Origin of the sequence: Streptomyces durhamensis (assembly GCF_000725475.1) — a bacterium.
Lineage (GTDB): Bacteria > Actinomycetota > Actinomycetes > Streptomycetales > Streptomycetaceae > Streptomyces > Streptomyces filipinensis.
In genome coordinates this window covers 1-21,227 of sequence record NZ_JNXR01000004.1, presented here as the reverse complement: position 1 = coordinate 21,227, position 21,227 = coordinate 1, and the positions used below count along the sequence as shown (strand labels likewise).

The following is a 21,227-nucleotide window of genomic DNA, read 5'->3' as shown; positions in this document are numbered from 1 at the left end:
CCCTGCCTGGGCCCTACTGTTCCTCTGCCCGTCCCCGCCGTTCCCGCTCGCTCCCGTGCCGGTCGCCTTCGCTCGGCGGCGCGGTGAGGCTGCCGAGGATGTCCAGCAGTTCGGCGCTGCGGCTGCCGGGCACGGCGTGGAAGACGACCAGGGTGAGTCCGTCGGTGCCGTCCACGGACAGCTTGTCGGACTGCAGGTCCAGATCGCCGACCTGCGGATGGCTCAGCCGGCTCACCCGGCCGCGCCGGGGCCGTACCTCGTGCCGGGCCCACAGGGCACGGAAGCGTTCGCTGCGCAGGGACAGCTCGCCGACCAGGTCGCGCAGCCGCGGGTCGTCCGCGTCGGCCCCGGCCTCGGAGCGCAGCGCGGCCACGCCCTCCTCGGTGAGGTCCTCCCAGTCCCGGCGCAGCTCGCGCTCGGCCGGGTCGAGGAAGACGGCACGCAGGAGGGTGACGCCGGGCCGGTAGTTCGGGGTGAGCGCGGTGGCGAGGGCGTTGGCGGCCAGGCAGTCGGTGTAGCGGTTCTGGATGTAGGCGGGGTTGCGCGGCCAGCCGTCGATGAGCTGCAGCAGGCTCGCCGGGACCTGCTCGGGGCGGTGCCCGGGCCGTGCGCGGGAGCCGGGCCGCTCCCGGGCGAGGCCCACCAAATGGGCGGTGGCGTCGGCGTCGAGCCGCAGCACGCCGGCGATGGCCTCCAGGACCTGCACGGACGGGTTGCGGTCGCGGCCCTGCTCCAGCCGGAGGTAGTAGTCGGAGCTGATGCCGGCCAGCATCGCGACCTCCTCGCGGCGCAGTCCCGGCACCCGGCGCAGTCCGCCGCCGGGCAGTCCCACGTCCTTCGGCCGTACCAGGGCCCGGCGGGCGCGCAGGAAGTCACCGAGCGCGTTCGATCCGTCCATGGCCCCACCGTACGGCCGCCCGTGCGGCGGTGGCTGGCCCTGTCACTCCCAGGATCGCCGGGGTACTGCAACGGCGGGGGGTCACCGGCGCAGGGTGGGAACCGAGGCCGCCGGACCCGACAGCGGTGGCCCGGACATCCCGAGCATTCTGAGAGGTACGACATGACTGCACAGCTCGGCGGCACCGTCACCCCGGCCGGCGGCCTGACCCTGACCCGGGTCGGCTACGGCGCCATGCAGCTGGCCGGGCCGCACGTCTTCGGCCCGCCGAAGGACCGGGACCGCGCGGTGGCGGTGCTCCGCGCGGTCGTGGAAGCGGGTGTCACGCACATCGACACCGCCGACTTCTACGGTCCCGTGGTCGTCAACGAGATCATCCGGCAGGCCCTGCACCCCTACCCCGGGGATCTGCACATCGTCACCAAGGTCGGCGCCCGCCGGGGAGCCGACGGCAGCTGGATCCTGTCGCGACACCCCGAGGACCTGAAGGCGCAGGTGTACGACAATCTGCGGAACCTCGGTGTGGAGGCCCTGGACGTCGTCAATCTGCGTGTGGGCGACGTGGACTCGCCGAACGACGACTCGCTGGCCGAGCAGTTCGGGGCGCTGGCCGAACTGCGGGAACGGGGACTGATCCGGCACCTCGGGCTGAGCACGGTGACCGCGGCGCAGCTGGACGAGGCCCTCGCGATCGCGCCCGTGGTGACCGTGCAGAACCTGTACAACCTCGCCAACCGGCAGGACGACGCCCTGGTGGAGCGCACGGCGGCCGCGAACATCGCCTTCGTGCCCTACTTCCCGCTCGGCGGATTCGACCCGCTGCAGTCCGAGACGCTGGCGAAGGTCGCCGCCCGGCTGGGGGCCTCGCCGCAGCAGGTCGCGCTGGCCTGGCTGCTGGGCCGGTCGCCGAACATCGCGCTGATCCCCGGCACCTCCTCGCCGGAGCACCTGCGCGAGAACATCGCCGCGGCGGGCCTGGTGCTCCCGGGCGACGCGGTCACCGAGCTGAACGGCATCGCGGGCTGAACGGACCGGCCCGGGGTACCCGGGGCCCGGAGGCGCACACACGGAAGGAGCCGCACGTGGCAGCGGAGGACCGGCTGCGGACGTACCGCGGCAAGCGCGACTTCGAGCGGACCCGGGAACCCTCGGGCCACCAGCCCCGGGCCGGGAGCGAGGAGCCCCGGTTCGTGGTGCAGATCCACGACGCGCGGCGGATGCACTTCGACTTCCGCCTCCAGGTCGACGACGTCCTGAAGTCCTGGTCCGTCCCCAAGGGCCCGTCCAGCGACCCCGCCGACAAGCGGCTGGCCGTGCCGACCGAGGACCACCCGCTGGACTACGAGGACTTCGAGGGCGTGATCCCGAAGGGCGAGTACGGCGGCGGCACCGTCATCGTGTGGGACCGCGGCACCTACGAGCCGCTCAGCCACGACCGCCGGGGGCGCCCGGTGGGGTTCGCGGAGTCCCTGGAACGCGGGCACGCCACCTTCCGGCTGCACGGGACCAAACTGCACGGCGAGTACGCGCTGACCCGGTTCCGCAGCGGCGCCGACGAGGAGGAGGCCTGGCTGCTGGTGCGCAAGGGGCCGGCCCGGTCGGACGCGCACGGCACCCCGGATCCCCGCCGGGCCCGCTCGGTGCGCACCGGACGTACCCTCGCCCAGGTCGCGGCCGACGGGGAGTGAGCCGCGGTGCCGGGCCTGCTGGAGACGCTGCCGGACGACCGGCGGCGTCTGCTGCGCCCCGCCCCGCCCGGACCTCGCCGCGGCGCCGATACCGGCCACCCTCAGCGACCGCCGGGAGTTCGGCGAGGGCTGGCTGTTCGAGCGGAAGCCGGACGGCGTCCGGCTGCTGGCGGTGCGTGAGGGTGAGCGGGTACGGCTGCTGTCGCGCACGGGACAGCGACTGGACGAGACCTGTCCGGAGATCGTGGCGGCGCTCGCGGCGCAGGAGTGTGCCGACTTCCCGGTGGACGGCGAGGTGGTCGCGTTCACCGGCGGGCGTACCGAATTCGCCCGGCTGCAGCGGCGGATGGGCCTGACCCGGCGCCGGGACATCGAGGCGTCCGGGGTCGCGATGACGTACTACGTGTTCGACCTGCTGCGCCTGGAGGGCGCCGACACCCGTCGCCTCCCGTTGCGGGTCCGCAAGTCGCTGCTGCGCCGGGCGCAGTCCTGCCGCACCCCCCAGCGGCGGACCCCGCATCGCGACGCGGGCGGCGCCGAGCTGCTGGACCGGGCCTGCGCCCGGGGCTGGGAGGGGCTGATCGCCAAGCGGGCCGACGGGCCGTACCGGACGAGCCGGTCCACGGAGTGGCTGAAGCTCAAGTGCGCACAGGAGCAGGAGTTCGTGATCGGCGGCTTCACCGGACCGGCGGGCAGCCGGGTGGGGTTGGGGGCGCTGCTCCTCGGTCACTACGAGGGTGACCTGCTGCGCTGGGCCGGGAAGGCCGGCACCGGTTTCGACCGGCGGACGCTGCTGGCGCCGCGGGAGCGGCTGGACGGGCTGCGCCGGGACGGCTCGCCCTTCACGGGTGCGGTGCGCGAGGCGCGCGCCCGCTGGGTGGAGCCGGAGCTGGTCGCGCAGATCGCGTTCACCGAGTGGACCAGGGACGGCATGCTGCGGCATCCGCGCTTCCTGGGGCTGCGCGAGGACAAACGGCCCCGGGACGTGGTGCGCGAGCGGCCGTCGCGCTGACGCGGGGTGCGCTCCTGCGCCGTACCCGGCTCGTGCTCGGCGTGCTCTGCGTCCTGCCGCACGGCTCCCGTTCCCGGAGTACGCGCCGGACCCGGTGCCCGTTCCCGTGATCAGGTGCCGGGCAGTGCCTGTTCGGCCCAGATCGTCTTGCCCCGGCCCGTCTGCCGGCTGCCCCAGCGCTGGGTGAGCTGCGCGACCAGGAGCAGTCCGCGACCGCCCTCGTCGTAGGCGTGGGCCCGGCGCAGGTGCGGTGAGGTGGAACTGGCGTCGGAGACCTCGCAGATGAGCGCGCGGTCGCGGATCAGCCGGAGCTGGATGGGCGGTTCGCCGTAGCGGATGGCGTTGGTGACGAGTTCGCTGACGACGAGTTCGGTGACGAAGGCGGCCTCGTCCAGCCCCCACGCGGTCAGCTGCGCACCGGCCGCCTGCCGCAGGACGGCGACCTCGGCGGGGTCGGGCGGGACGTCCCAGGTCGCGACGCGGTCGGCGCCGAGGGCGCGGGTGCGCGCCAGCAGCAGGGCGACGTCGTCGGCGTGCTGGTCGGGCAGGACAGCCTTGAGGACGCTGTCGCACAGGGCTTCGAGGGAGTCGGAGGGCGCGCTGAGGGCCCGGCGCAGTTCGTCGAGCGCACCGTCGGGGTCGCGGTCGCGGTTCTCGACGAGTCCGTCGGTGTAGAGCGCGACGACGGAGCCTTCGGGCAGTTCCAGTTCCGTCGCCTCGAACGGCAGCCCGCCGACGCCGAGGGGCGGGCCGGCGGTCATGGGGACGGGTTCCGCGGTGCCGCCGGGCAGGACGACGGCCGGGGCGGGGTGGCCGGCGGCGGCCAGGGCGAGCCGGCGGGAGACGGGGTCGTAGACGGCGTACAGGCAGGTCGCGCCGAGTTCGGCGACCTCCTCGCCGCTGTCGTCGGAGGTGAGGTGGGTGACCAGGTCGTCCAGGTGGGTGAGGAGTTCGTCGGGGGGCAGGTCGACGTCGGCGAGGGTGCGTACGGCCGTCCGCAGCCGGCCCATGGTGGCCGAGGACTGGATGCCGTGGCCGACCACGTCGCCGACGACCAGTCCGACCCGGCCGCCGGAGAGCGGGATGACGTCGAACCAGTCGCCGCCGATCCCGGCCAGCGAGCCGCAGGGCAGGTAGCGGTGGGCCACTTCGACCGCGGCCTGCCCGGGCAGGCCGCGCGGCAGCAGGCTGTGCTGGAGGGCGAGCGCGGTGGTGCGTTCGCGGGCGAATCGGCGGGCGTTGTCGATGCAGACGGCGGCGCGGCTGCCGAGTTCCTCGGCGAAGACGGCGTCGTCGGGGCCGTAGCCGTCGGGGTGGGCCATGCGGACGCAGACCGCGACGCCCAGAGTGGTGCCGCGGGCCCGGAGGGGGATCGCGATCAGGGAGTGGGCGCCCTGCCGGAAGGGGCGGCCCTCGGGTGAGCGTGTGTTGCGTTCGTGGAGCCATTCGACGAACTCGGGCTCTCCGGCCTGGCTGAGCACGGCGTGGCCCTCGCGCAGGGCGCGGGCGGGCGGGGAGTCCGGGGCGTAGACATCCGTTCCGCCGATGGGGACGGCCGCGCCGGGGTTGCCCTCGCGGGTCGAGCCGTGGGCGACCCTGTGCAGGACGACACCGCCGGCCGGGAGCATCGGCGGCTCGTCCGCGCCGAGCACCCAGTCGAGCAGGCCGACGCTGGCGAAGTCGGCGTACCGCGGGACGAGGAGGTCGATCAGTTCCTCGGCGGTGCGCACCACGTCGAGGGTGGTGCCGATGCCGGTCGCCGCCTCGTTGAGCAGGGCGAGGCGGCGCCGGGCCCAGTATTGTTCGGTGTTGTCGAAGGCCGCCATGGCGACCCCGGTCAACTCGCCGGAGGCGGCGCGCAGCGGCCACATCTCGATGCTCCACAGATGTTCCCGGTTCAGCGCGGGGGCGTCGGCGAAGCTCTCGTAGCGGATGGGCCGGCCGGTCTCGGCGACCTCGCGGAGATGGTTCAGGAAGCCCTGGTTGTATGCGGTCTCCCGCACGGTCTCGGGGAAGAACCGGCCGGTGAGTGCGGTCTCGGGGACTCCCATCACCTTGCCGGCGGTCTCGTTGACGCGCAGATAGCGCTGCTGGAGGTCGAAGACCGACATGGACATGGAGGCCTGCTCGAAGGCCTCGGCGGCCAGGGGGGTGCCGGGCGGGTCCGCCGAGACGACGTAGCCGGTGCTCTCCCCGTCGGCTCCGGCGACGGGGCAGGCGGTGAGGGCCACCTCGATGAGGTGGCCGTCGCGGTGGCGCAGTCGGACGGTTGCGGTACGCGCGGCGAGCGCGTCCGGCGGGAGGTGCCCGGCGAGCAGCTCGGCCGCGGGCCGGCCCACGACGTCCCCGGCCGGGCGGCCGGTGAGCCGCCGCGCGCCCTCGCTCCATCCGGTCACCGTGCCCAGGGCGTCGATGAACGCCACGACGGCGCCATGTTCCATATGCTCCAGGATGTTCCGATTGCTCCGGCACATCAAGCGCGGGGCGGTCCCGGGGCGTCCGGCCCCGGACCGCAGCGGTCAGCCCTTGTGGGCGCGCAGAGCGGCGAGGGCCCGGTCGGCGTGGGTGTTCATCCGCAGTTCGCTGCGGACGATCTCGAGCACCGTGCGGTCCTGGGCGATCACGAAGGTGACGCGCTTGGTGGGAGCGAGGGAGAAGCCGCGCCGGACGCCGAACCTCTCACGGACCGCGCCGTCGGCGTCGGAGAGCAGCGGCATGCCGAGGCCGTGCCGGCCGGCGAACTCCTGCTGCTTGTCGACACTGTCCCCGCTGATGCCGACGGGCCGGGCGCCGACGGCGGCGAATTCGGCGGCGAGGTCGCGGAAGTGGCAGGCCTCGGCGGTGCAGCCGGGGGTGAGCGCGGCCGGGTAGAAGAAGAGCACGACCGGGCCCTCGGTCAGCAGCTCGGTGAGCCGGCGGGTGGTGCCGGTCTCGTCGGGCAGGGCGAAGTCCTCGGCCTTGTCCCCGACCTCGATGTGTTCCGTCATGACCGTCCCTCCTCGCTCCGGGCGACTCCGCGCGCCCACAGCACCAGTGGTACCTGCAGGGGCAGCCGGGCGAGGGCGGCCGTCCGCAGCGGCGCGGGCCGGTGCCGCCAGTCCACGGCCATCTGCACGTTCGCCGGGAACACCCCGACGAAGAAGGCCGCGGCGGCCTTCGCGGCGACCGTGCGCGTGCGGGGCACGGCGATCCCGGCCGCCAGCGCCAGCTCCAGGACTCCGCTGCCGTACGTCCATGCCCTGGGCGGGCCCGGCAGCCGGCGGGGAATGGTGGCGTCGAAGGGGCGAGGGGCGGCGAAGTGGGCGGCCCCGGCCGCGGCCAGCAGGCCGGCGAGCAGCAGGGGTGAGCGTTCGGACCGGGTCACGGTTCCTCCTGGGGTGGCCTGCCGCCGGATATTACTCGACGGTAGGCGCGGGGGTGCCGCTGCCGCCCCGGAGATCGGCCGTCAGGAAGTGGTGACGGCGCCGTCCGCCTCCTGGCCCAAGTCCTCGTCGACCGTGCAGGCGAGGAAGTCGTCGACCATGCGGTGGAAGAGAGCCGCCATCTGCCGCAGGTCCTCGGAGCGCCAGCCGGCGAGGGCGCGCTGCATGCCCCTGGCCCCCGCCTCGCACACCCGGCCGACGGCCTCCCGGCCCGCGTCCGCCAGCTGGATCCGCTGGGCCCGGCGGTCGACGGGGTCCGGGAGGCGCGTGACGTGTCCGGCCCGCTGCGGCTGCTGCACGGTCCGCGTGACGTGGGAGGCCTCCCCACCCAGGCGCTGTGCCAGCTCGCCCGGCCGCAGCGGTTCGGCGTCGGCGATCTGTCGCAGCAGGGCCACCGCGGCCCGGTCCAGCGGTACGCCGGCCAGCGCCATCAGCCACTCGTGCTGCCGGGCCCGGGTACTGAGGTAGGTGACGCGCGTCAGGGCGCGCTCGATCTCGGCGACCTCCGGGGACGCGCAAGGCATGCCGGACATAGACCTCCGGGGACGCGCAAGGCATGCCGGACAGCGATCCCGTGGGCATACCGCGAGTTGACATCTGGTTGCTTAAGCCAAGTAAATTCCCGGGCGTACGCAGAGACGGACCGGACGGCGGGACGCCTCCCCGCCGCGGAGCCGATGGGCCGCCTGTGTCGCGCGGGCCCGTCCCAGGGGACGTCCCGGCCGTCCCGGGGGACGGCGGGACGGCATCGCCGCGGCCGGTCGCGGAAACGCTGGCTGTCGTGATCACTGCTCGTGGTCACGAGAACGACAGCCGGAGGCTTCCATGATCCGACGGACCTTCAAGAGCGGGCTGCTGGCCGCGGTCGCGGTGCTCGCACTCCTGCCCACGGCGGCGGGGGCCACCGCGGCCGACGCCACCACCCAGCACCCGGTGCCCGGCGCCGTCGTCCAGCACGACGCCCACCACCGAGCACACATCACACACCGCTTCCACCACCGCACCCAACTCCGCGGGCACCACACGCGCCGCGTGCACCGCCTCACTCCTCGGGGAGTGGCGTACCGTTCCCTCCCGCGGACCTCGGCCTACCGCTTCGCCCCGTTCACGGCGCCCTACCGCCTGCGGTACCGCCTCGTGGCGCAGTGGGTGCCGTACCGCCACGTCGTACCCACCAACGGGCGCGTCACCACCCGGTACGTCCGGCTCAACGTCCGCTCCGGGCCCGGCACCGGCTACCGGGTGATCGGCCACCGGCACCCGGGCCGGCGCCTGGCGCTCACCTGCAGGACGCGCGGCTCCTGGGTGCACGGGAACCGCACCTGGTACCGGCTCTCGCACCACCGGGGCTACGTCTCGGCGCGCTACGTCCGCGCCGACCGCGCCCTCCCCTGGTGCTGACGGTACGTCAGCACCGCACCACAGATCACCGAAGGCCCGTTCGACGACCCCCGAACGGGCCTTCGGTACGTCCGCGCTTCACCTTCCTCCTACCTCACCGTGTGTTGCGGTCACCGCACTCCGGGAAGTCATTCCGGCAACAGGGGCTAAAACGCCCATAGCGGAAAGGGAGTCGAGGACGCACGATGCGGCACCCCCAAGCAGCGACCACGCCGGACGAGCCACTGGTGGCGGGCCTGCGCGAACTGAAGGACCGTACGGGGCTGAGCCTGGCGGCGCTGGCCGCGCGCACCCCGTACAGCAAGTCCGCGTGGCACCGCTATCTGTCCGGCGGCGCACCGCCGCCCAGACCCGCCGTGGAGGCGCTATGCCGCCTCGCCGGCACCGATCCCGCCGCCGTACTGGCCCTCTGGGAAGCCGCGGACGTGCCCCCGCCCACGGCCACGCCCGAAACGCCGCGCCGCGGGCGGCTGTTCGGGTGGCTGCCGGCGTGGCGCGCGCCCTGGCTGCCGCTGTCCGCGCTCGCGCTGTTCGGGGCGGCGACGGCGGTGACCGCCGCCGTCACGCTGTCCGAACGCCCGGGGGGCGCGCCCGCCGCACAGCACCTGCCGACGGTGCCGCGCTGTCACGGCCGGTCCTGCCAGGGTGCGTTGCCCGACGCGTCGGCGTGCGCGCGGGACGCGCGGACCACGAGCATGGTCAGCGGCCCGGCCTACACCGTCCTGCTGCGCTACTCGCCGGCCTGCGGCACCGTCTGGTCCCAGGTGCGGCTGCGGTCGGCCAAGGCGCGCGAGGTGTCGGTGCGGGCCGGCCAGGACGTCCTGTCGGCCCGCTACCCGCCGGACGACCCCGCCGGGAACAGCAGCCCCATGCTCTCGGTGTCCTCGCCGCGGGGCGTGGAGGCGTGCGCCGAGGTGGACGAGGAGCTGGCGTGCACGGGCCTGGAGGCGGAGCCGGACGCGCAGGGGTGACGGCTCCCCGTCGCGCACGGCGCACCGCACCCGGGGGCAGGGTGGGGCGCCGCTCGCGGCGCGGGTCAGCCGGTGGCGACAAGCCTCTGCCCGGTGCCGCTGCGTTCGGGACACCGGGCCGAGCGCAGGGCGGTGATGCCGACGCACACCATGGACGTCACTCCGGCCAGGGCGAAGGCGGTGAAGCCCCACGCTTTGCGCGCCGCTGCGGAACGCGCCGCTCAGGCCGTCCGGTACAGCTCACTGAGCAGTTCGAGGACCGCCTGGAGGGCCGGGGGCGGGTCGTCACGCCACCAGGCGAGCCGTACGGCGACGGGTTCGGCGTCGCGCACCGGGCGGTAGACGACCCCGGGCCGCGGGTACTGGTTGGCGGTCGACTCAGCGGTGACGCCGATGCCGCGTCCGGCGGCGATGACGGTGAGCCAGTCGTCCACGTCGTGCGTCTCCTCGATGGCGGGACGGGCGTCCGCCGGCCACAACTCCGGGGTGGTGGTGCCGGTACGCCGGTCCACGAGGAGGACCCGCCCGGTGAGGTCGGCCAGCCGTACGGACCGGCGCCGGGCCAGCGGATCGTCGGCGGCCATCGCGCACAGCCGGCGTTCCAGGCCCACGATGGCCGTGTCGAACCGCCGGTCCTCCAGCGGCCGGCGCACCACCGCGAGATCGCAGGTGCCCTCACCGAGACCGGCCGACGCCGTGTTGACACGGACGAGATGCAGATCTACCCCGGGGTGGGCGGCGGTCCAACGCCGCTGGAAGGCGACGGTGTGGCGGCCGACCGCCGACCATGCGTAGCCGATCCGCAGCCGGGTGTGCCCCGAGGCGGCCTCCTGGACCAGGGCGGCGACGTCCGCCAGTACCCGCCGGGCCTGCACCACCACCCGCAGCCCGGTCGCGGTCGGTGTCACCTCGCGCGAGGAGCGCCGCAACAGCCGTACGCCCAGGGATCGTTCGAGGGAGGCGAGAGTACGGGAGACGGCGGCCTGGGAGACACCCAGGGCGATCGCGGCGTCGGTGAAGGTGCCCTCGTCGACGATGGCGACGAGACAGCGCAGCTGCCGCAGGTCGATGTCATCCATACGCTAAGCGTATAGATCGAATGGTGTATGCATTTTACGCAAGAGGGCAGGCGGCACACCATGCGGGCATGCGACGCGCTCTCGAACGCACGGCCGCGGCCGTGCCCGCGGACCCTCCTCTGCCCCCGGCCCGGCGGCTAGCCGGGGTGGCCGCCATGGTCGGCAGCGGACTGTCCAACCAGACCGGCGCCGCCGTGGGGGCGCTGGCCTTCCCGGTCCTCGGTCCCCTCGGCGTGGTGGCGGTACGTCAGTACGTCGCCGCGCTCACCCTGCTGGCCGTGGGCCGGCCCCGGCTGCGGAGCTTCACCTGGCGGCAGTGGTGGCCCGTCCTGCTGCTGGCCGGGGTGTTCGGCACGATGAACCTCACCCTGTACAGCGCCGTCGACCGGATCGGTCTGGGCCTCGCGGTGACCCTGGAGTTCCTCGGGCCGCTCGCCGTCGCGCTGGCCGCGTCGAGGCGCCGGCTGGACGCGGCGTGCGCGCTGCTCGCCGCGGCCGGAGTCGTGGTCCTGATGCGGCCGCGTCCCGCCGCCGACTACACCGGGATGGCCCTCGGCCTGGTCGCCGCGTGCTGCTGGGCGTCGTACATCCTGCTCAACCGCCTTGTGGGGCGGCGCATCCCCGGGGCGCAGGGTGCGGCGGCGGCCGCGACGGTCTCCGCGCTGGCCTTCCTGCCCGTGGGCCTCGCCGTCGCGCTGCGCCATACGCCCACGGCCGGTGCGGTGCTGTGCGCGGTGACGGCCGGTCTCCTGTCCTCCGCCGTGCCCTACCTCGCCGACCTGCTGACGCTGCGCCATGTACCCGCGCAGACCTTCGGCCTCTTCATGAGCGTCAACCCGGTCCTGGCCGCGATGGTCGGCTGGGTGGTGCTCGGGCAGAGTCTGGGCGGCGCGGAGTGGTCGGGCATCGGGGCGGTGGTGCTGGCCAACGCGGTGAGCATCGCGACGACGCGAACCTGAGCAAGGAGCCGGCCGAGGGGCGCGCGGACCGCGATCCGGCCGGCCCGGCCCGGGAGCACGGGCCGGCCCAGGTTCGCGGGGGCCCATCGACGCGCGGCTCCGGCGCGGGGGTGCGCGCCCAGCCGTCCCGCCCATCTGCGCCACCCGTGACCGCCCCGCCGACCGGAGCCCGTTCAGGGGAACCGGCGGCCGAAGGCGCGTGAGGCCGCCGTGGGCGGTCGAGACCTTCAGCCGTGACCGCCGTGCCCCTGCCGCTCATCGCGCCGATGCTCGCCTCCCCCGGCACCCTGCCGCCCGCCGCCCAGGACGAGCGGTGGGCGTACGAGACCAAGCAGGACGGCCAGCGGGTGATGGTCTATCTGCCCGGTGACGGCAGCGTGCTGCTGCGCGCCCGCTCCGGCGAGGACATCACGGCCGCCTATCCGGAACTGCGGCCGCTCGGCGGCGCGCTGGGCACCACACCCGTCGTGCTGGACGGCGAGGTGCTGGCCCTGGACGACCGGGGGCGGGCCGACTTCCAGTTGCTGCAGAGCCGGATGGGCCTCGCGCACGCCCCCGCGCGGGCGGCCCGCCGGGCCGCGCAGGTGCCGGTGCACCTGGTGCTGTTCGACGTGCCGTACCTGGAGGAATCCCTGGTGCGGCTGCCGTACGTACGGCGGCGGGCGCGGCTGGAGGAACTCGCGCCCGCGGGACCGTACTGGTCGACGCCGGGTGCGGTGACAGGGCACGGTGCCGAGGCGCTCGCGGCGACCCGGGAGCACGGTCTGGAGGGTCTGGTGTGCAAGCGGCTGGACTCGGTGTACGAGCCCGGGGTGCGCTCCCGCGCCTGGATCAAGATCCGGAACATGCGTGCCGAGGACGTGATCGTCGGCGGCTGGCTGCCCGGCAAGGGCCGGCTGAGCGGGCTGCCCGGCGCGGTGCTGGTCGGTCAGCGCGACACGGCCGGCCGGCTGCGGTACGTGGGCGGGGTGGGCACCGGCTGGAGCGAGGCGGAGCGCAGGGAGCTGGCCCGGCTGCTGGGCGACGCCGCGAGCAGCCGGTGTCCCTTCGACCCGGCGCCCCGGGTCCCGGGCGCCCGCTGGGTACGGCCGCGGTGGGTGGGCGAGGTCAACTACAGCACCCGTACCCGCGCCGGGCTGCTGCGCCAGCCCTCGTGGCTGCGGCTGCGCCCCGATCTGACGCCCGAGGAGTCGGCGGCGGACCTGCCCGAGGGCCTCGGCTGAGGCCGGGCGGTCGAGTCCGGCTCGGGCGCGTGGGTCTATCGTGTGCGCATGCCGGTTCCCGAACTGATCCGTATCGTCTCCCGCGACTCCCCCATGGCCCTGGCCCAAGTGGAGCGGGTCCGCGCCGAGTTGACCGCGCTGCACCCGGGTGTGCGCACCGAGGTGGTGCCGGTGAAGACCACCGGCGACAAGTGGCTCGGCGATCTGTCCAAGGTCGAGGGCAAGGGGGCGTTCACCAAGGAGGTGGACGCGGCGCTGCTGGCCGGGGAGGCAGATCTCGCGGTGCACTGCGTCAAGGACGTGCCCGCCGACCGGCCACTGCCCGCCGGTACCGTGTTCGCCGCGTTCCTGAAGCGGGACGACATCCGGGACGCGCTGGTGCACCCGGACGGGCTCACCCTGGACGAGCTGCCCGCCGGCACCCGGATCGGCACCTCCTCGGTGCGCCGGGTGGCCCAGCTGGCCGCCACGCACCCGCACCTTCAGTGCGTACCGTTCCGCGGGAACGCCAACCGCCGGCTGGAGAAGCTGGCCGCCGGGGAGGCGGACGCACTGCTGCTGGCGGTGTCCGGTCTGGAGCGGATCGGCCGGACGGACGTGATCAGCGAGGTGCTGTCGACGGACGTGATGACGCCGCCGATCGGCGCGGGCATCCTGGCCCTGCAGTGCCGGGAGGACGACGCCGCCCTCATCGACGCCGTCAGCGGGCTCGGCGACCCGGACACCTACCGGGAGGCGACGGCCGAGCGGATGTTCCTGCATGTGCTGCAGGGCCACTGCAACAGCCCGATCGCCGGCTACGCGCGCGTGGACCGCAGCGGGGAACTGTCCCTGCGGGCCTGCGTGTTCACGCCGGACGGCAAGACCCGGCTGAACGCCCACGAGTGGGCGGGCCGCCTCGATCCGGCCACCCTCGGCACCTCGGTCGCGGTGGCGCTGCTGCGGCAGGGCGCCCGGGAGATCATCGACGGCATCCCGCACTGACCGTACGGCCGCGCCCTGACCGTACGGCCGCGCCGCCGCGCGCGTCAGGCGGTGCCGGGCTCCGTCTGGTCCTTCAGGAAGGCGCTGACCTGGTGGGCCAGGCTGCCCTGTCCGGCGGCCGTGGGGGCGGCCGCCGGGGTCGCCTCCAGGACGCCGATACCGCCGGTCCACAGCCGGCGGTCGGCCCACTCCTCGTCCACCCGCAGCTGTACCTGCACATCCACGTGGGCCAGGGCGGCCTCGGGGGCGGCGGCGTAGAGCACGGCGGTGGCCCGGCGCAGCGGGTAGACGTCGAAGCCCTCGATGAACTGGGAGTTGCGCCAGTCGATGAAGGCGCCCTCGCCGTCGGGGCCGACCCGGACGTCGATCTGGCCGTCCTCCAGGTGGATGCCCAGGGGCCGCGCGCCGCGGTTCTCGACCGTCACGCGGACACTGAAGTACGTCAGCCCGGCGGCGGCGTCGTCTCGTCCGCGAGGCGGCTCGGCCGCCTCCAGACGGTGGACGCGGACCCGCAGACCGGCATGCTCGTCGTACTCGTGCCAGTCCCCGACCACGTTCGGCTCGTACACAGTGCCCCTCTCGACCTTCGAGAGCTGCTGTCTATCTGTGCGCCGAGTGCAGTGTCAAATGAGCAGAATGCGCTGTGGCCAGGGTGTTCGCCCGCTTTGATCGGTGATCAAGCGCTGCCCAGGAAGAATCCGTTCACGGCGCCTTCGGCGGGGGGACGCGTGCGTGCCGCACATCACGTCCGCGGCAAGATCACCGGGCCAGCCGGCCGAGCAGCAGCCCGCACAGCGCGTCGACCGATCGCTCAGCGGGTTGACCTTGCTGAGGGCCTGCAGCCGGCCCGGCATCACCGAGACCGGAGGGCCACGCCGAGCAGGGCGGCGATGACGATGACGAGGCCGTAGAAGATCGCGATGAACATCGCGGACCGGGCGATGATGCCGGGGATGCCGCCGGGGGGTATCGCGCGGATCCGGGTGATGGTCTGACCGAAGATCAGCAGCCACAGGACGGGCTGAGCAGCAGGTGGGTGCCGCTGCCCGGGGTGTCGTCAGCCGACGCGGCGCGCGGTACGGCGGGTGCTGCGGACATCGCGGAAACCTCCTCCGGAGTGGTCGTCGAGGCCGCTGCCGCCGGCATCGCGGAAGACGTCCTCCAGGGTGGGCAGGGCGGCGACGTCCTCCCGGCCGGTGAGCCCGCTGTCGGCGGACATGTCACACCACCGTGCATTCCGATTTGCACCTAATTGTTTTGTGATGTCCATGAGTGGGAAGATGAACTCCAGTGCTTCGGACAGAAGGCACATCCCGTGGGAACCGGCACAGCCGGAGGCCCCGGTCTCCCCTCCTGGTCCGAGCGCCCTCCCACGGTGTCTGTCCATCCAGCACCTGAGAGAGGGTGCGCACGATGCGTGTCACCGCCAGCACGTCCCCCCATCCTCACGATGACGCTCCCGACACGGCGGAGTCCTTCGAGCGCCTCGCCCGGCTGCCCGACGGCCCCGAGCGGCGGGCGCTGCGTGACGAACTGGTCCGGCTGTGGCTGCCCATGGCCGAGCGGATCGCCGTGCGGTTCCGCGGCCGTGGGGAGGCCCTGGAGGATCTGTACCAGGTGGCTGCCCTCGGCCTGGTGAAGGCCGTCGACCACTACGACCCGGAGCGCGGTCGCGCCTTCGAGGCCTACGCGGTACCGACCATCACCGGTGAGATCAAGCGCCACTTCCGCGACCACATGTGGACCCTGCACGTGCCCCGCCGGGTGCAGGACCTGCGCAACCGCGTCCGCACGGCCACGAAGGAGCTCGCCCAGAGCACCTCAGGCCGCCCGCCCTCCGTAGCGGAGATCGCCGCCTACACCCGGCTCAGCGAGGACGAGGTGCGCGCCGGCATGGAGGCGCTGGAGTGCTTCTCCGCGCTGTCCCTGGACGCCGAGGTGGCGGGCACCGACGGCTATGCCCTCGGTGACTCGCTCGGCGGGCCCGACCCCGGCTTCGACCTCGTGGTCGACCGGGCCGCCGTCAAGCCGTGTCTGGAGGCCCTGCCGGAACGCGAGCGCACCATCCTGTACCTGCGGTTCTTCCGCGGGATGACACAGAGTCGGATCGCCGAGCAGCTCGGCATCTCGCAGATGCACGTCTCGCGGCTGCTCAGTGCCTGCTTCGAGCGGATGCGCGAGGAACTGCTCGCCGAGGTGCGCTGAGTCCCGCCGGCCCCACGGGGGCCACCGTCTCCGCGGCCGCCGCCCGGGACTCCCGGGGCCTCGGCCCCCACCCGTGACTCATCGCTCCCAGGCCCCGGGCACCTGGGTGGGGCCGTACCGGTCCAGGGCGTCCTCCAGCGCGACGCGGATCTCGGGCGGGATGTCCCCGCGCCGGCCCCAGATGAGGATCAGCTCCGCGACGTTGCGCAGCTTGATGTTGGTGTGCTGGGAGACGTCCTTCAGCACCTCCCAGCCCTCGTCCGGGGTCACCCTGCCCAGGGCCACCATCATCCCGATGGCCTGGTCGACGACCGCGTGGGAGGCCACGGCCTCCTTCAGCTGGTCGACCTGCGCCTGCAGCTCGACGATCCGTTCCGGCTCGCTCGCTCCCATGCCCCCATCGTCCTCGGTGGCCTGGCCCGATGCCAGTGGGGGTACTCGACAGGCACCCCACCCCCTTCGGGTTGGACACTGGTCCCAGAACGGTGGCCGCCCGGCCCCGAGAGCAGGACGCGACTGCCATGAACCACAACGCCCCCGTCAGCGGTGGACCGCGCAGGCGAGACGTCGTCTCCACGCACTCCGTCTTCGGTGCCCCGTGCTGGGTGAGCCTGACCAGCCGGGATCTCGAGGCCACCCAGGACTTCTACTCGGCCGTCCTCGGCTGGCGCTGGCGCGGCGCCAAGCTGGGCGAGCACTTCCGTATCGCGCTGGCGGACGGCGTGCCGGTGGCGGGGATCGCCGCCGTCGCCGCCATGTGGCAGATGGCGGTCGCCTGGACGCCGTACTTTGCCGTGCCGGACGCCGACGTGGCGGTGGCCCGGGCGCGCGAGCGCGGCGGTACGGCGGCCGTCGGACCGCTGTCCTTCCCGCCGGGCCGGGCCGCGCTGCTCGCCGACCGCGACGGGGCCACGTTCGGCATCTGGCAGGGGGAACTGGTCGGCAACTGGGAGGCGTGGCGGCGGGCGGCACCGACCTTTGTGCGGCTGCACACCCGCAACGCCTTCGATTCCGCGATCTTCTACGGCGAGATCCTCGGCTGGGCGTCCGGGCTGCCGGGCTGCTGCGAGGTGGAGTACGAGGCCGGCGAGGTGGTACTGCGCAGCCAGGGGGACATCGTGGCGCGGATCGACTCGGGCGCGGTGGAGGCGGCACCGGATCCGTCCGTACGGCCGCACTGGCAGATCCACTTCGCGGTGAGCGATGTGCCGGGATGTGCCCGGGCGGCGGAGAAGCACGGGGGCAGCGTGCTGAGCGAGGACGAGACGGAGGCGATCCTGCGGGATGCCGACGGCGCGCAGTTCACGGTGACCTCCCGCCGGGGGCGGTGAGCCGGCGGAGGGGGCTCAGCCGCGCCGACGGGGTGCCGTGTGGGCCGGCGACGGCTGGTTCGCCACCGACGGACGTGACAGCAGGACCAGACTGCGGGCCTCCGCGCGGAGCCTCGTGCCGGCCTTCCGTTCGCGTTCGTCGGGGATGCCGTCGGGGTCGGCGGTGTCGATCAGCGTCGTCCAGCGGTCGCCGAAGGAGCGGTCGGGCAGGCGGAAGTCGACCGGTTCCCAGTAGCCGTTGACGAGCAGCAGGAAGGAGTCGTCGACCATGCGGCGCCCGTAGGGGTCGCGCTCGGCGATGGCGTCGCCGTTGAGGAACACGCCCATCGAGTGCGCGTCGTCGCGCTGCCAGTCCCGGTCGGTCATCTCGCGGGCGTCGGGCCTGAGCCACATCAGATCGGGCAGCGGCTGTTCGGCGTTGGTCACGGTCTCGCCGCGGAAGAAGCGGCGGCGGCGCAGGACGGGGTGCGCGGCGCGCAGGGCGATCAGGCGCCGGGTGAAGTCGGTGAGGGCCCGCTGTTCATTCGTCAGCTCCCAGTCGATCCAGGAGAGTTCGTTGTCCTGACAGTAGGCGTTGTTGTTGCCGCGCTGGCTGCGGCCGAGTTCGTCGCCGTGGCAGAGCATCGGGATGCCCTGCGAGAGCAGCAGTGTGGCCAGCAGGTTGCGCTGCTGGCGGGCGCGCAGTTCCAGAACGGCCGGGTCCTCGGTGTCGCCCTCCACGCCGCAGTTCCAGGACCGGTTGTGGCTCTCCCCGTCCCGGTCGTCCTCCCCGTTGGCCGCGTTGTGCTTGTCGTTGTACGACACGAGGTCGCGCAGCGTGAAGCCGTCGTGCGCGGTGACGAAGTTGACGCTCGCGCGCGGGCGGCGCCTGCTGTGCTGGTACAGGTCCGAGGAGCCGGTCAGCCGGGAGGCGAACTCACCGAGCGAGCCGGGCTCGCCCCGCCAGAAGTCCCGGACGGCGTCCCGGTACTTGCCGTTCCACTCCGACCACAGCGGCGGGAAGTTGCCGACCTGGTAGCCGCCCTCCCCCACGTCCCACGGTTCGGCGATCAGCTTGACGCGGCTGATCACCGGGTCCTGCTGGATCAGGTCGAAGAACGCCGACAGCCGGTCCACCTCGTGGAACTGCCGGGCCAGCGTGGCCGCGAGGTCGAAACGGAAGCCGTCGACGTGCATCTCGGTGACCCAGTACCGCAGTGAGTCCATGATGAGCTGCAGCACGTACGGATGCCTCATCAGCAGGCTGTTGCCGGTGCCCGTGGTGTCGTAGTAGTGCGCCCAGTCGCCGTCGACCAGACGGTAGTAGGAGGCGTTGTCGATGCCCCGGAAGGACAGGGTCGGGCCCAGCTCGTTGCCCTCGGCGGTGTGGTTGTAGACCACGTCGAGGATGACTTCGAGACCGGCCGCGTGCAGCGCCTTCACCATGGCCTTGAACTCGTTGACCTGCTGGCCGCGGGTGCCGAAGGCGGCGTAGGCGTTGTGCGGGGCGAAGAAGCCGATCGTGTTGTAACCCCAGTAGTTGGACAGACCCCGGTCCTGGAGCACACCGTCCTGCACGAACTGGTGCACCGGCATCAGCTCCACCGCCGTCACGCCGAGGGAGGTCAGGTGCTCGGTCACGGCGGGGTGCGCGAGAGCGGCGTAGGTGCCGCGCAGGCGCTCGGGGACCTCGGGGTGGGTGCGGGTCAGGCCGCGTACATGGGCCTCGTAGATCACCGAGTCCGAGTAGGGCGTCCGCGGCGGCCGGTCGTCGCCCCAGTCGAAGTACGGGTCGGTGACCACACCCAGCATGGAGTGGCCGGCGCTGTCGGCGGGGGCGGGGCCGTCCGGGGCCCGCTCGTAGAGCGAGGCGTGGTTGTCGATCTGGCCGTCCACGGCCCGGGCGTACGGGTCGAGCAGCAGCTTCGCCGGGTTGCACCGGTGACCGAGCGAGGGCTGCCACGGGCCGCGCACCCGGTAGCCGTAGCGCTGGCCGGGCGCGATGCCGGGCAGGTAGGCGTGCCAGACGAAGCCGTCGACCTCGTGCAGCCGGACAGGGGTCGCGGTGCCGGCGTCGTCGACGAGGATCAGCTCGACCCGCTCAGCCACCTCGCTGAACAGGGCGAAGTTGGTGCCCTGACCGTCGAACGCGGCACCCAACGGGTAAGGCTGCCCGCTCCACACGGGCAGCCCTTTCCTGCGTCTGCGGGCGGTCACCGGCTGCCTTCCAGGGCGCCGTCGGCGGCGGGCGCCGGCGCGGCCAGCGCCAGGGCCGGTTCGGTGCGCGGTACTTGGAGGCCCGTGCGCAGCGTCGGCGCGGGGGCGGTCGGCACCAGGGGGACGCGCTGGCCGGCGCGGGCACGCTGCGAGAACCAGATGATCTTGCTCCCGCTCTCGGTGGCGCAGCAGCCCCAGCCGTCGCTCATGGCGGCGATGTCGGCGAGACAGGCACGCAGGTCCTGGTCGGGGCGCAGATCCGGGTCGTCGTCCCCGAACGCGGTGATGAGGTGCTGGCCGTTCCACCACATCTCGATGGACGTGCGTTTGTCGGTGGCGTGCTGGTCGATCGCGTGCAGCAGCAGTTCGGCGCCGCGGCAGACAGGGGCCGTGAGGTTCTCCAGGTCCCAGTAGTGGAGGTGGGCGGCCAGGATGCGGCTGACCTGTCCCACCCGTTCCGGGCTGACTTCCACGTCGAGGTGGTAGTAGCAGGGCACTGCGGTCTTCATCGTCGCTTGCTCCTCACCGGCGAAGCTCCCGCTCCCCTCGCCCGTCCGGGAGGGATCCCGGATGCTCGTCCGAGAAGAACCCGGACACACAGCGTGAGCGCTTGATCGCTTCAGAGTCACATCCACAGTGCGGGCACTACGCCATTCGTGCAACATGAGCACCCGACACCACTCATGGTTGAAGGTCCAACAAGACGCTGCGTCGTCGTGCGTGCACCATAAGTGAAAGCCTCGATCGCCGTAACGGTGCCGTGCCCTTCCGCGCGCGGACACCACCCGACCGTCGGGAACGCGCCCAGTCGAGAGCGTGGAGGGTGAAGAGGGCAATGCTGCTACCCGCCAAGGCCGAAGTGGCCCGGGCGTTGCGGCGTTACCGGGCGTGGGAGCGCGTGATGCTCGCCTCGCCCCACGACCGCACGGTCCGGGGCACCTTCGAGGACTCGGGCTACACGCTGTGCGTGCTGATGGGCAAACGGTGCGCCCGCGAGGCCGCGGACGCCGCCGAGCGGTATCTGCGCACCAACCTGGTCACCTACCTGCGCGAGCAGGACGGACGGCCGCGGTCGCGCCGGGCGGCCAGAAGAGCGTCGCCACCGGAGCGGCGTTCCACGGCGCCAAGCCCCTGAGCTGGCACCGTACAAGGCGTTCCCCACGGGACCGACGTCGGTCGGCCCGTCTCGGAGCGCGAAGCCGGGCCGGGTGCCCGGCTTTGCGCACGGCGGAGGTGAGATACATGCGCAGGACCCCGGCCATCGGCCGTGTACCGGTACGCGACGTCCGGCCGGCCGTGGAGTGCGGCAGGCGCCCGGCGAAAGCGGTGGCCGGGGAGACGTTCCAGGTGTCGGCCACCGTGTTCCGTGAAGGGCATGACGCCGTGGGCGCCAACGTGGTCCTGCGCGATCCCCAGGGCCGCCGCGGCCCATGGACACCGATGCACGAGCTGTCCCCCGGCAGCGACCGCTGGGGCGCGGAGATCACTCCGGACACCACGGGCCGCTGGACCTTCCGGGTGGAGGCGTGGAGTCATCCGCTGGCGACCTGGCGGCACACCGCCTCGGTCAAGGTGCCGGCCGGGATCGACATCGGGCTGGTGCTGGAGGAGGGCGCGGCGCTGTACGAGCGTGCGGCCGCCGGAGTGCCGAAGGGTACCGAGCGTGACGACGTCCTCGCCGCCGCCCGGGCTCTCGGCGACGACTCCCTCGCGGTGCACGAGCGCCTGAAGGCGGCCCTGTCCCCCGAGGTTGAGACGCTCCTGGCCCGGTACCCGTTGCGGGAATTGGTCACCGCCTCGGATCCGATGCCGCTGCTGGTGGAGCGGGAACGCGCGCTGTTCGGCTCCTGGTACGAGT

The 21,227-nt window shown here is 73.3% G+C and carries 22 protein-coding genes and 2 pseudogenes; 12 read left to right on the top strand and 12 right to left on the bottom strand.

Annotated elements, in window-relative coordinates:
* Positions 1–13 precede the first annotated feature (13 nt).
* A complete protein-coding gene (locus tag IO33_RS0106120) occupies positions 14–898 on the bottom strand; it encodes a helix-turn-helix domain-containing protein (RefSeq protein WP_031161083.1) in 885 nt (294 codons plus the stop codon).
* A gap of 162 nt (positions 899–1,060) precedes the next feature.
* On the opposite strand from IO33_RS0106120, the gene IO33_RS0106115 reads away from it, so the two are divergent.
* The 3 genes from IO33_RS0106115 to ligD all read left to right on the top strand — a co-directional run bounded on the left by IO33_RS0106115 (position 1,061) and on the right by ligD (position 3,598).
* Positions 1,061–1,924: an oxidoreductase gene (locus IO33_RS0106115; RefSeq protein WP_031161081.1), complete on the top strand. Its 864-nt coding sequence runs from the start codon at positions 1,061–1,063 to the stop codon at positions 1,922–1,924.
* A gap of 56 nt (positions 1,925–1,980) precedes the next feature.
* Positions 1,981–2,586 carry a DNA polymerase ligase N-terminal domain-containing protein gene (locus IO33_RS0106110; protein ID WP_031161078.1) on the top strand — a complete coding sequence of 202 codons (606 nt, stop codon included), beginning with the start codon at positions 1,981–1,983 and terminating at the stop codon, positions 2,584–2,586.
* An 88-nt stretch (positions 2,587–2,674) separates the two neighbouring features.
* Positions 2,675–3,598 (top strand): non-homologous end-joining DNA ligase, encoded by a 924-nt coding sequence (gene ligD / locus IO33_RS43875; RefSeq protein WP_078963339.1) that lies wholly within the window; start codon positions 2,675–2,677, stop codon positions 3,596–3,598.
* Positions 3,599–3,708: 110 nt separating this feature from the next.
* Here the strand turns inward: ligD and IO33_RS0106100 are convergent, their stop codons facing one another.
* From IO33_RS0106100 to IO33_RS0106085, 4 genes are all read right to left on the bottom strand, one after another.
* On the bottom strand, positions 3,709–6,039 hold the full coding sequence (locus IO33_RS0106100; RefSeq protein ID WP_031161076.1) for an ATP-binding SpoIIE family protein phosphatase: 2,331 nt from the start codon (positions 6,037–6,039) through the stop codon (positions 3,709–3,711).
* Positions 6,040–6,117: 78 nt separating this feature from the next.
* Positions 6,118–6,585 (bottom strand): peroxiredoxin, encoded by a 468-nt coding sequence (locus IO33_RS0106095; protein ID WP_031161073.1) that lies wholly within the window; start codon positions 6,583–6,585, stop codon positions 6,118–6,120.
* The gene (locus tag IO33_RS0106090; RefSeq protein WP_031161070.1) at positions 6,582–6,962 is read right to left on the bottom strand and encodes a DoxX family protein; all 381 of its coding nucleotides are present in this window, start codon (positions 6,960–6,962) and stop codon (positions 6,582–6,584) included. Before IO33_RS0106090 ends, IO33_RS0106095 begins: the two co-directional genes overlap by 4 nt.
* 81 nt (positions 6,963–7,043) lie before the next feature.
* Complete coding sequence (locus IO33_RS0106085) at positions 7,044–7,553, bottom strand: MarR family winged helix-turn-helix transcriptional regulator (RefSeq protein ID WP_037684992.1); 510 nt, start codon at positions 7,551–7,553, stop codon at positions 7,044–7,046.
* Positions 7,554–7,845: 292 nt separating this feature from the next.
* Here IO33_RS0106085 and IO33_RS51665 point away from each other — a divergent pair, with 292 nt between their 5' ends.
* Positions 7,846–8,421, top strand: coding sequence for an SH3 domain-containing protein (locus IO33_RS51665; RefSeq protein WP_051926464.1), 576 nt, complete (start codon positions 7,846–7,848; stop codon positions 8,419–8,421).
* Between the two features lie 185 nt (positions 8,422–8,606).
* Positions 8,607–9,392, top strand: coding sequence for an XRE family transcriptional regulator (locus tag IO33_RS45820; RefSeq protein ID WP_051926461.1), 786 nt, complete (start codon positions 8,607–8,609; stop codon positions 9,390–9,392).
* Positions 9,393–9,613: 221 nt separating this feature from the next.
* Here the strand turns inward: IO33_RS45820 and IO33_RS0106065 are convergent, their stop codons facing one another.
* Complete coding sequence (locus IO33_RS0106065; protein WP_031161062.1) at positions 9,614–10,471, bottom strand: LysR family transcriptional regulator; 858 nt, start codon at positions 10,469–10,471, stop codon at positions 9,614–9,616.
* A gap of 146 nt (positions 10,472–10,617) precedes the next feature.
* On the opposite strand from IO33_RS0106065, the gene IO33_RS0106060 reads away from it, so the two are divergent.
* The 3 genes from IO33_RS0106060 to hemC all read left to right on the top strand — a co-directional run bounded on the left by IO33_RS0106060 (position 10,618) and on the right by hemC (position 13,637).
* Positions 10,618–11,430: an EamA family transporter gene (locus tag IO33_RS0106060; protein WP_031161060.1), complete on the top strand. Its 813-nt coding sequence runs from the start codon at positions 10,618–10,620 to the stop codon at positions 11,428–11,430.
* Positions 11,431–11,672: 242 nt separating this feature from the next.
* Entirely contained in the window at positions 11,673–12,653 is a 981-nt protein-coding gene (locus tag IO33_RS0106055) for an ATP-dependent DNA ligase (protein WP_031161058.1), read from the top strand.
* A 42-nt stretch (positions 12,654–12,695) separates the two neighbouring features.
* Positions 12,696–13,637 (top strand): hydroxymethylbilane synthase, encoded by a 942-nt coding sequence (gene hemC / locus IO33_RS0106050; RefSeq protein ID WP_191878602.1) that lies wholly within the window; start codon positions 12,696–12,698, stop codon positions 13,635–13,637.
* Positions 13,638–13,681: 44 nt separating this feature from the next.
* Here the strand turns inward: hemC and IO33_RS0106045 are convergent, their stop codons facing one another.
* The 3 genes and pseudogenes from IO33_RS0106045 to IO33_RS49225 all read right to left on the bottom strand — a co-directional run.
* Positions 13,682–14,206 carry a hypothetical protein gene (locus tag IO33_RS0106045; RefSeq protein ID WP_031161053.1) on the bottom strand — a complete coding sequence of 175 codons (525 nt, stop codon included), beginning with the start codon at positions 14,204–14,206 and terminating at the stop codon, positions 13,682–13,684.
* 323 nt (positions 14,207–14,529) lie between these two features.
* Positions 14,530–14,667: pseudogene (locus tag IO33_RS52235) on the bottom strand (ABC transporter permease); the annotation flags it as partial.
* 27 nt (positions 14,668–14,694) lie between these two features.
* Positions 14,695–14,814: pseudogene (locus tag IO33_RS49225) on the bottom strand (ABC transporter ATP-binding protein); the annotation flags it as partial.
* 236 nt (positions 14,815–15,050) lie between these two features.
* On the opposite strand from IO33_RS49225, the gene IO33_RS0106035 reads away from it, so the two are divergent.
* The gene (locus tag IO33_RS0106035; RefSeq protein WP_031161051.1) at positions 15,051–15,842 is read left to right on the top strand and encodes an RNA polymerase sigma factor SigF; all 792 of its coding nucleotides are present in this window, start codon (positions 15,051–15,053) and stop codon (positions 15,840–15,842) included.
* Between the two features lie 78 nt (positions 15,843–15,920).
* On the opposite strand, the gene IO33_RS0106030 is transcribed toward IO33_RS0106035, so the two are convergent.
* Positions 15,921–16,235: an ANTAR domain-containing protein gene (locus IO33_RS0106030; protein ID WP_031161049.1), complete on the bottom strand. Its 315-nt coding sequence runs from the start codon at positions 16,233–16,235 to the stop codon at positions 15,921–15,923.
* A gap of 128 nt (positions 16,236–16,363) precedes the next feature.
* Here IO33_RS0106030 and IO33_RS0106025 point away from each other — a divergent pair, with 128 nt between their 5' ends.
* Entirely contained in the window at positions 16,364–17,173 is an 810-nt protein-coding gene (locus IO33_RS0106025; protein ID WP_031161047.1) for a VOC family protein, read from the top strand.
* 15 nt (positions 17,174–17,188) lie between these two features.
* Here IO33_RS0106025 and glgX read toward each other — a convergent pair whose 3' ends face one another.
* Together glgX and IO33_RS0106015 are read right to left on the bottom strand one after the other, a co-directional pair.
* Entirely contained in the window at positions 17,189–19,369 is a 2,181-nt protein-coding gene (gene glgX, locus IO33_RS0106020; RefSeq protein ID WP_107069241.1) for a glycogen debranching protein GlgX, read from the bottom strand.
* The gene (locus IO33_RS0106015) at positions 19,366–19,878 is read right to left on the bottom strand and encodes a hypothetical protein (RefSeq protein WP_031161042.1); all 513 of its coding nucleotides are present in this window, start codon (positions 19,876–19,878) and stop codon (positions 19,366–19,368) included. Before IO33_RS0106015 ends, glgX begins: the two co-directional genes overlap by 4 nt.
* A gap of 326 nt (positions 19,879–20,204) precedes the next feature.
* On the opposite strand from IO33_RS0106015, the gene IO33_RS0106010 reads away from it, so the two are divergent.
* Complete coding sequence (locus IO33_RS0106010) at positions 20,205–20,504, top strand: DUF5133 domain-containing protein (protein WP_031161040.1); 300 nt, start codon at positions 20,205–20,207, stop codon at positions 20,502–20,504.
* 107 nt (positions 20,505–20,611) lie between these two features.
* Positions 20,612–21,227 (top strand): maltotransferase domain-containing protein (locus IO33_RS0106005; protein ID WP_031161038.1); only part of this gene is annotated, 616 nt, incomplete at its 3' end.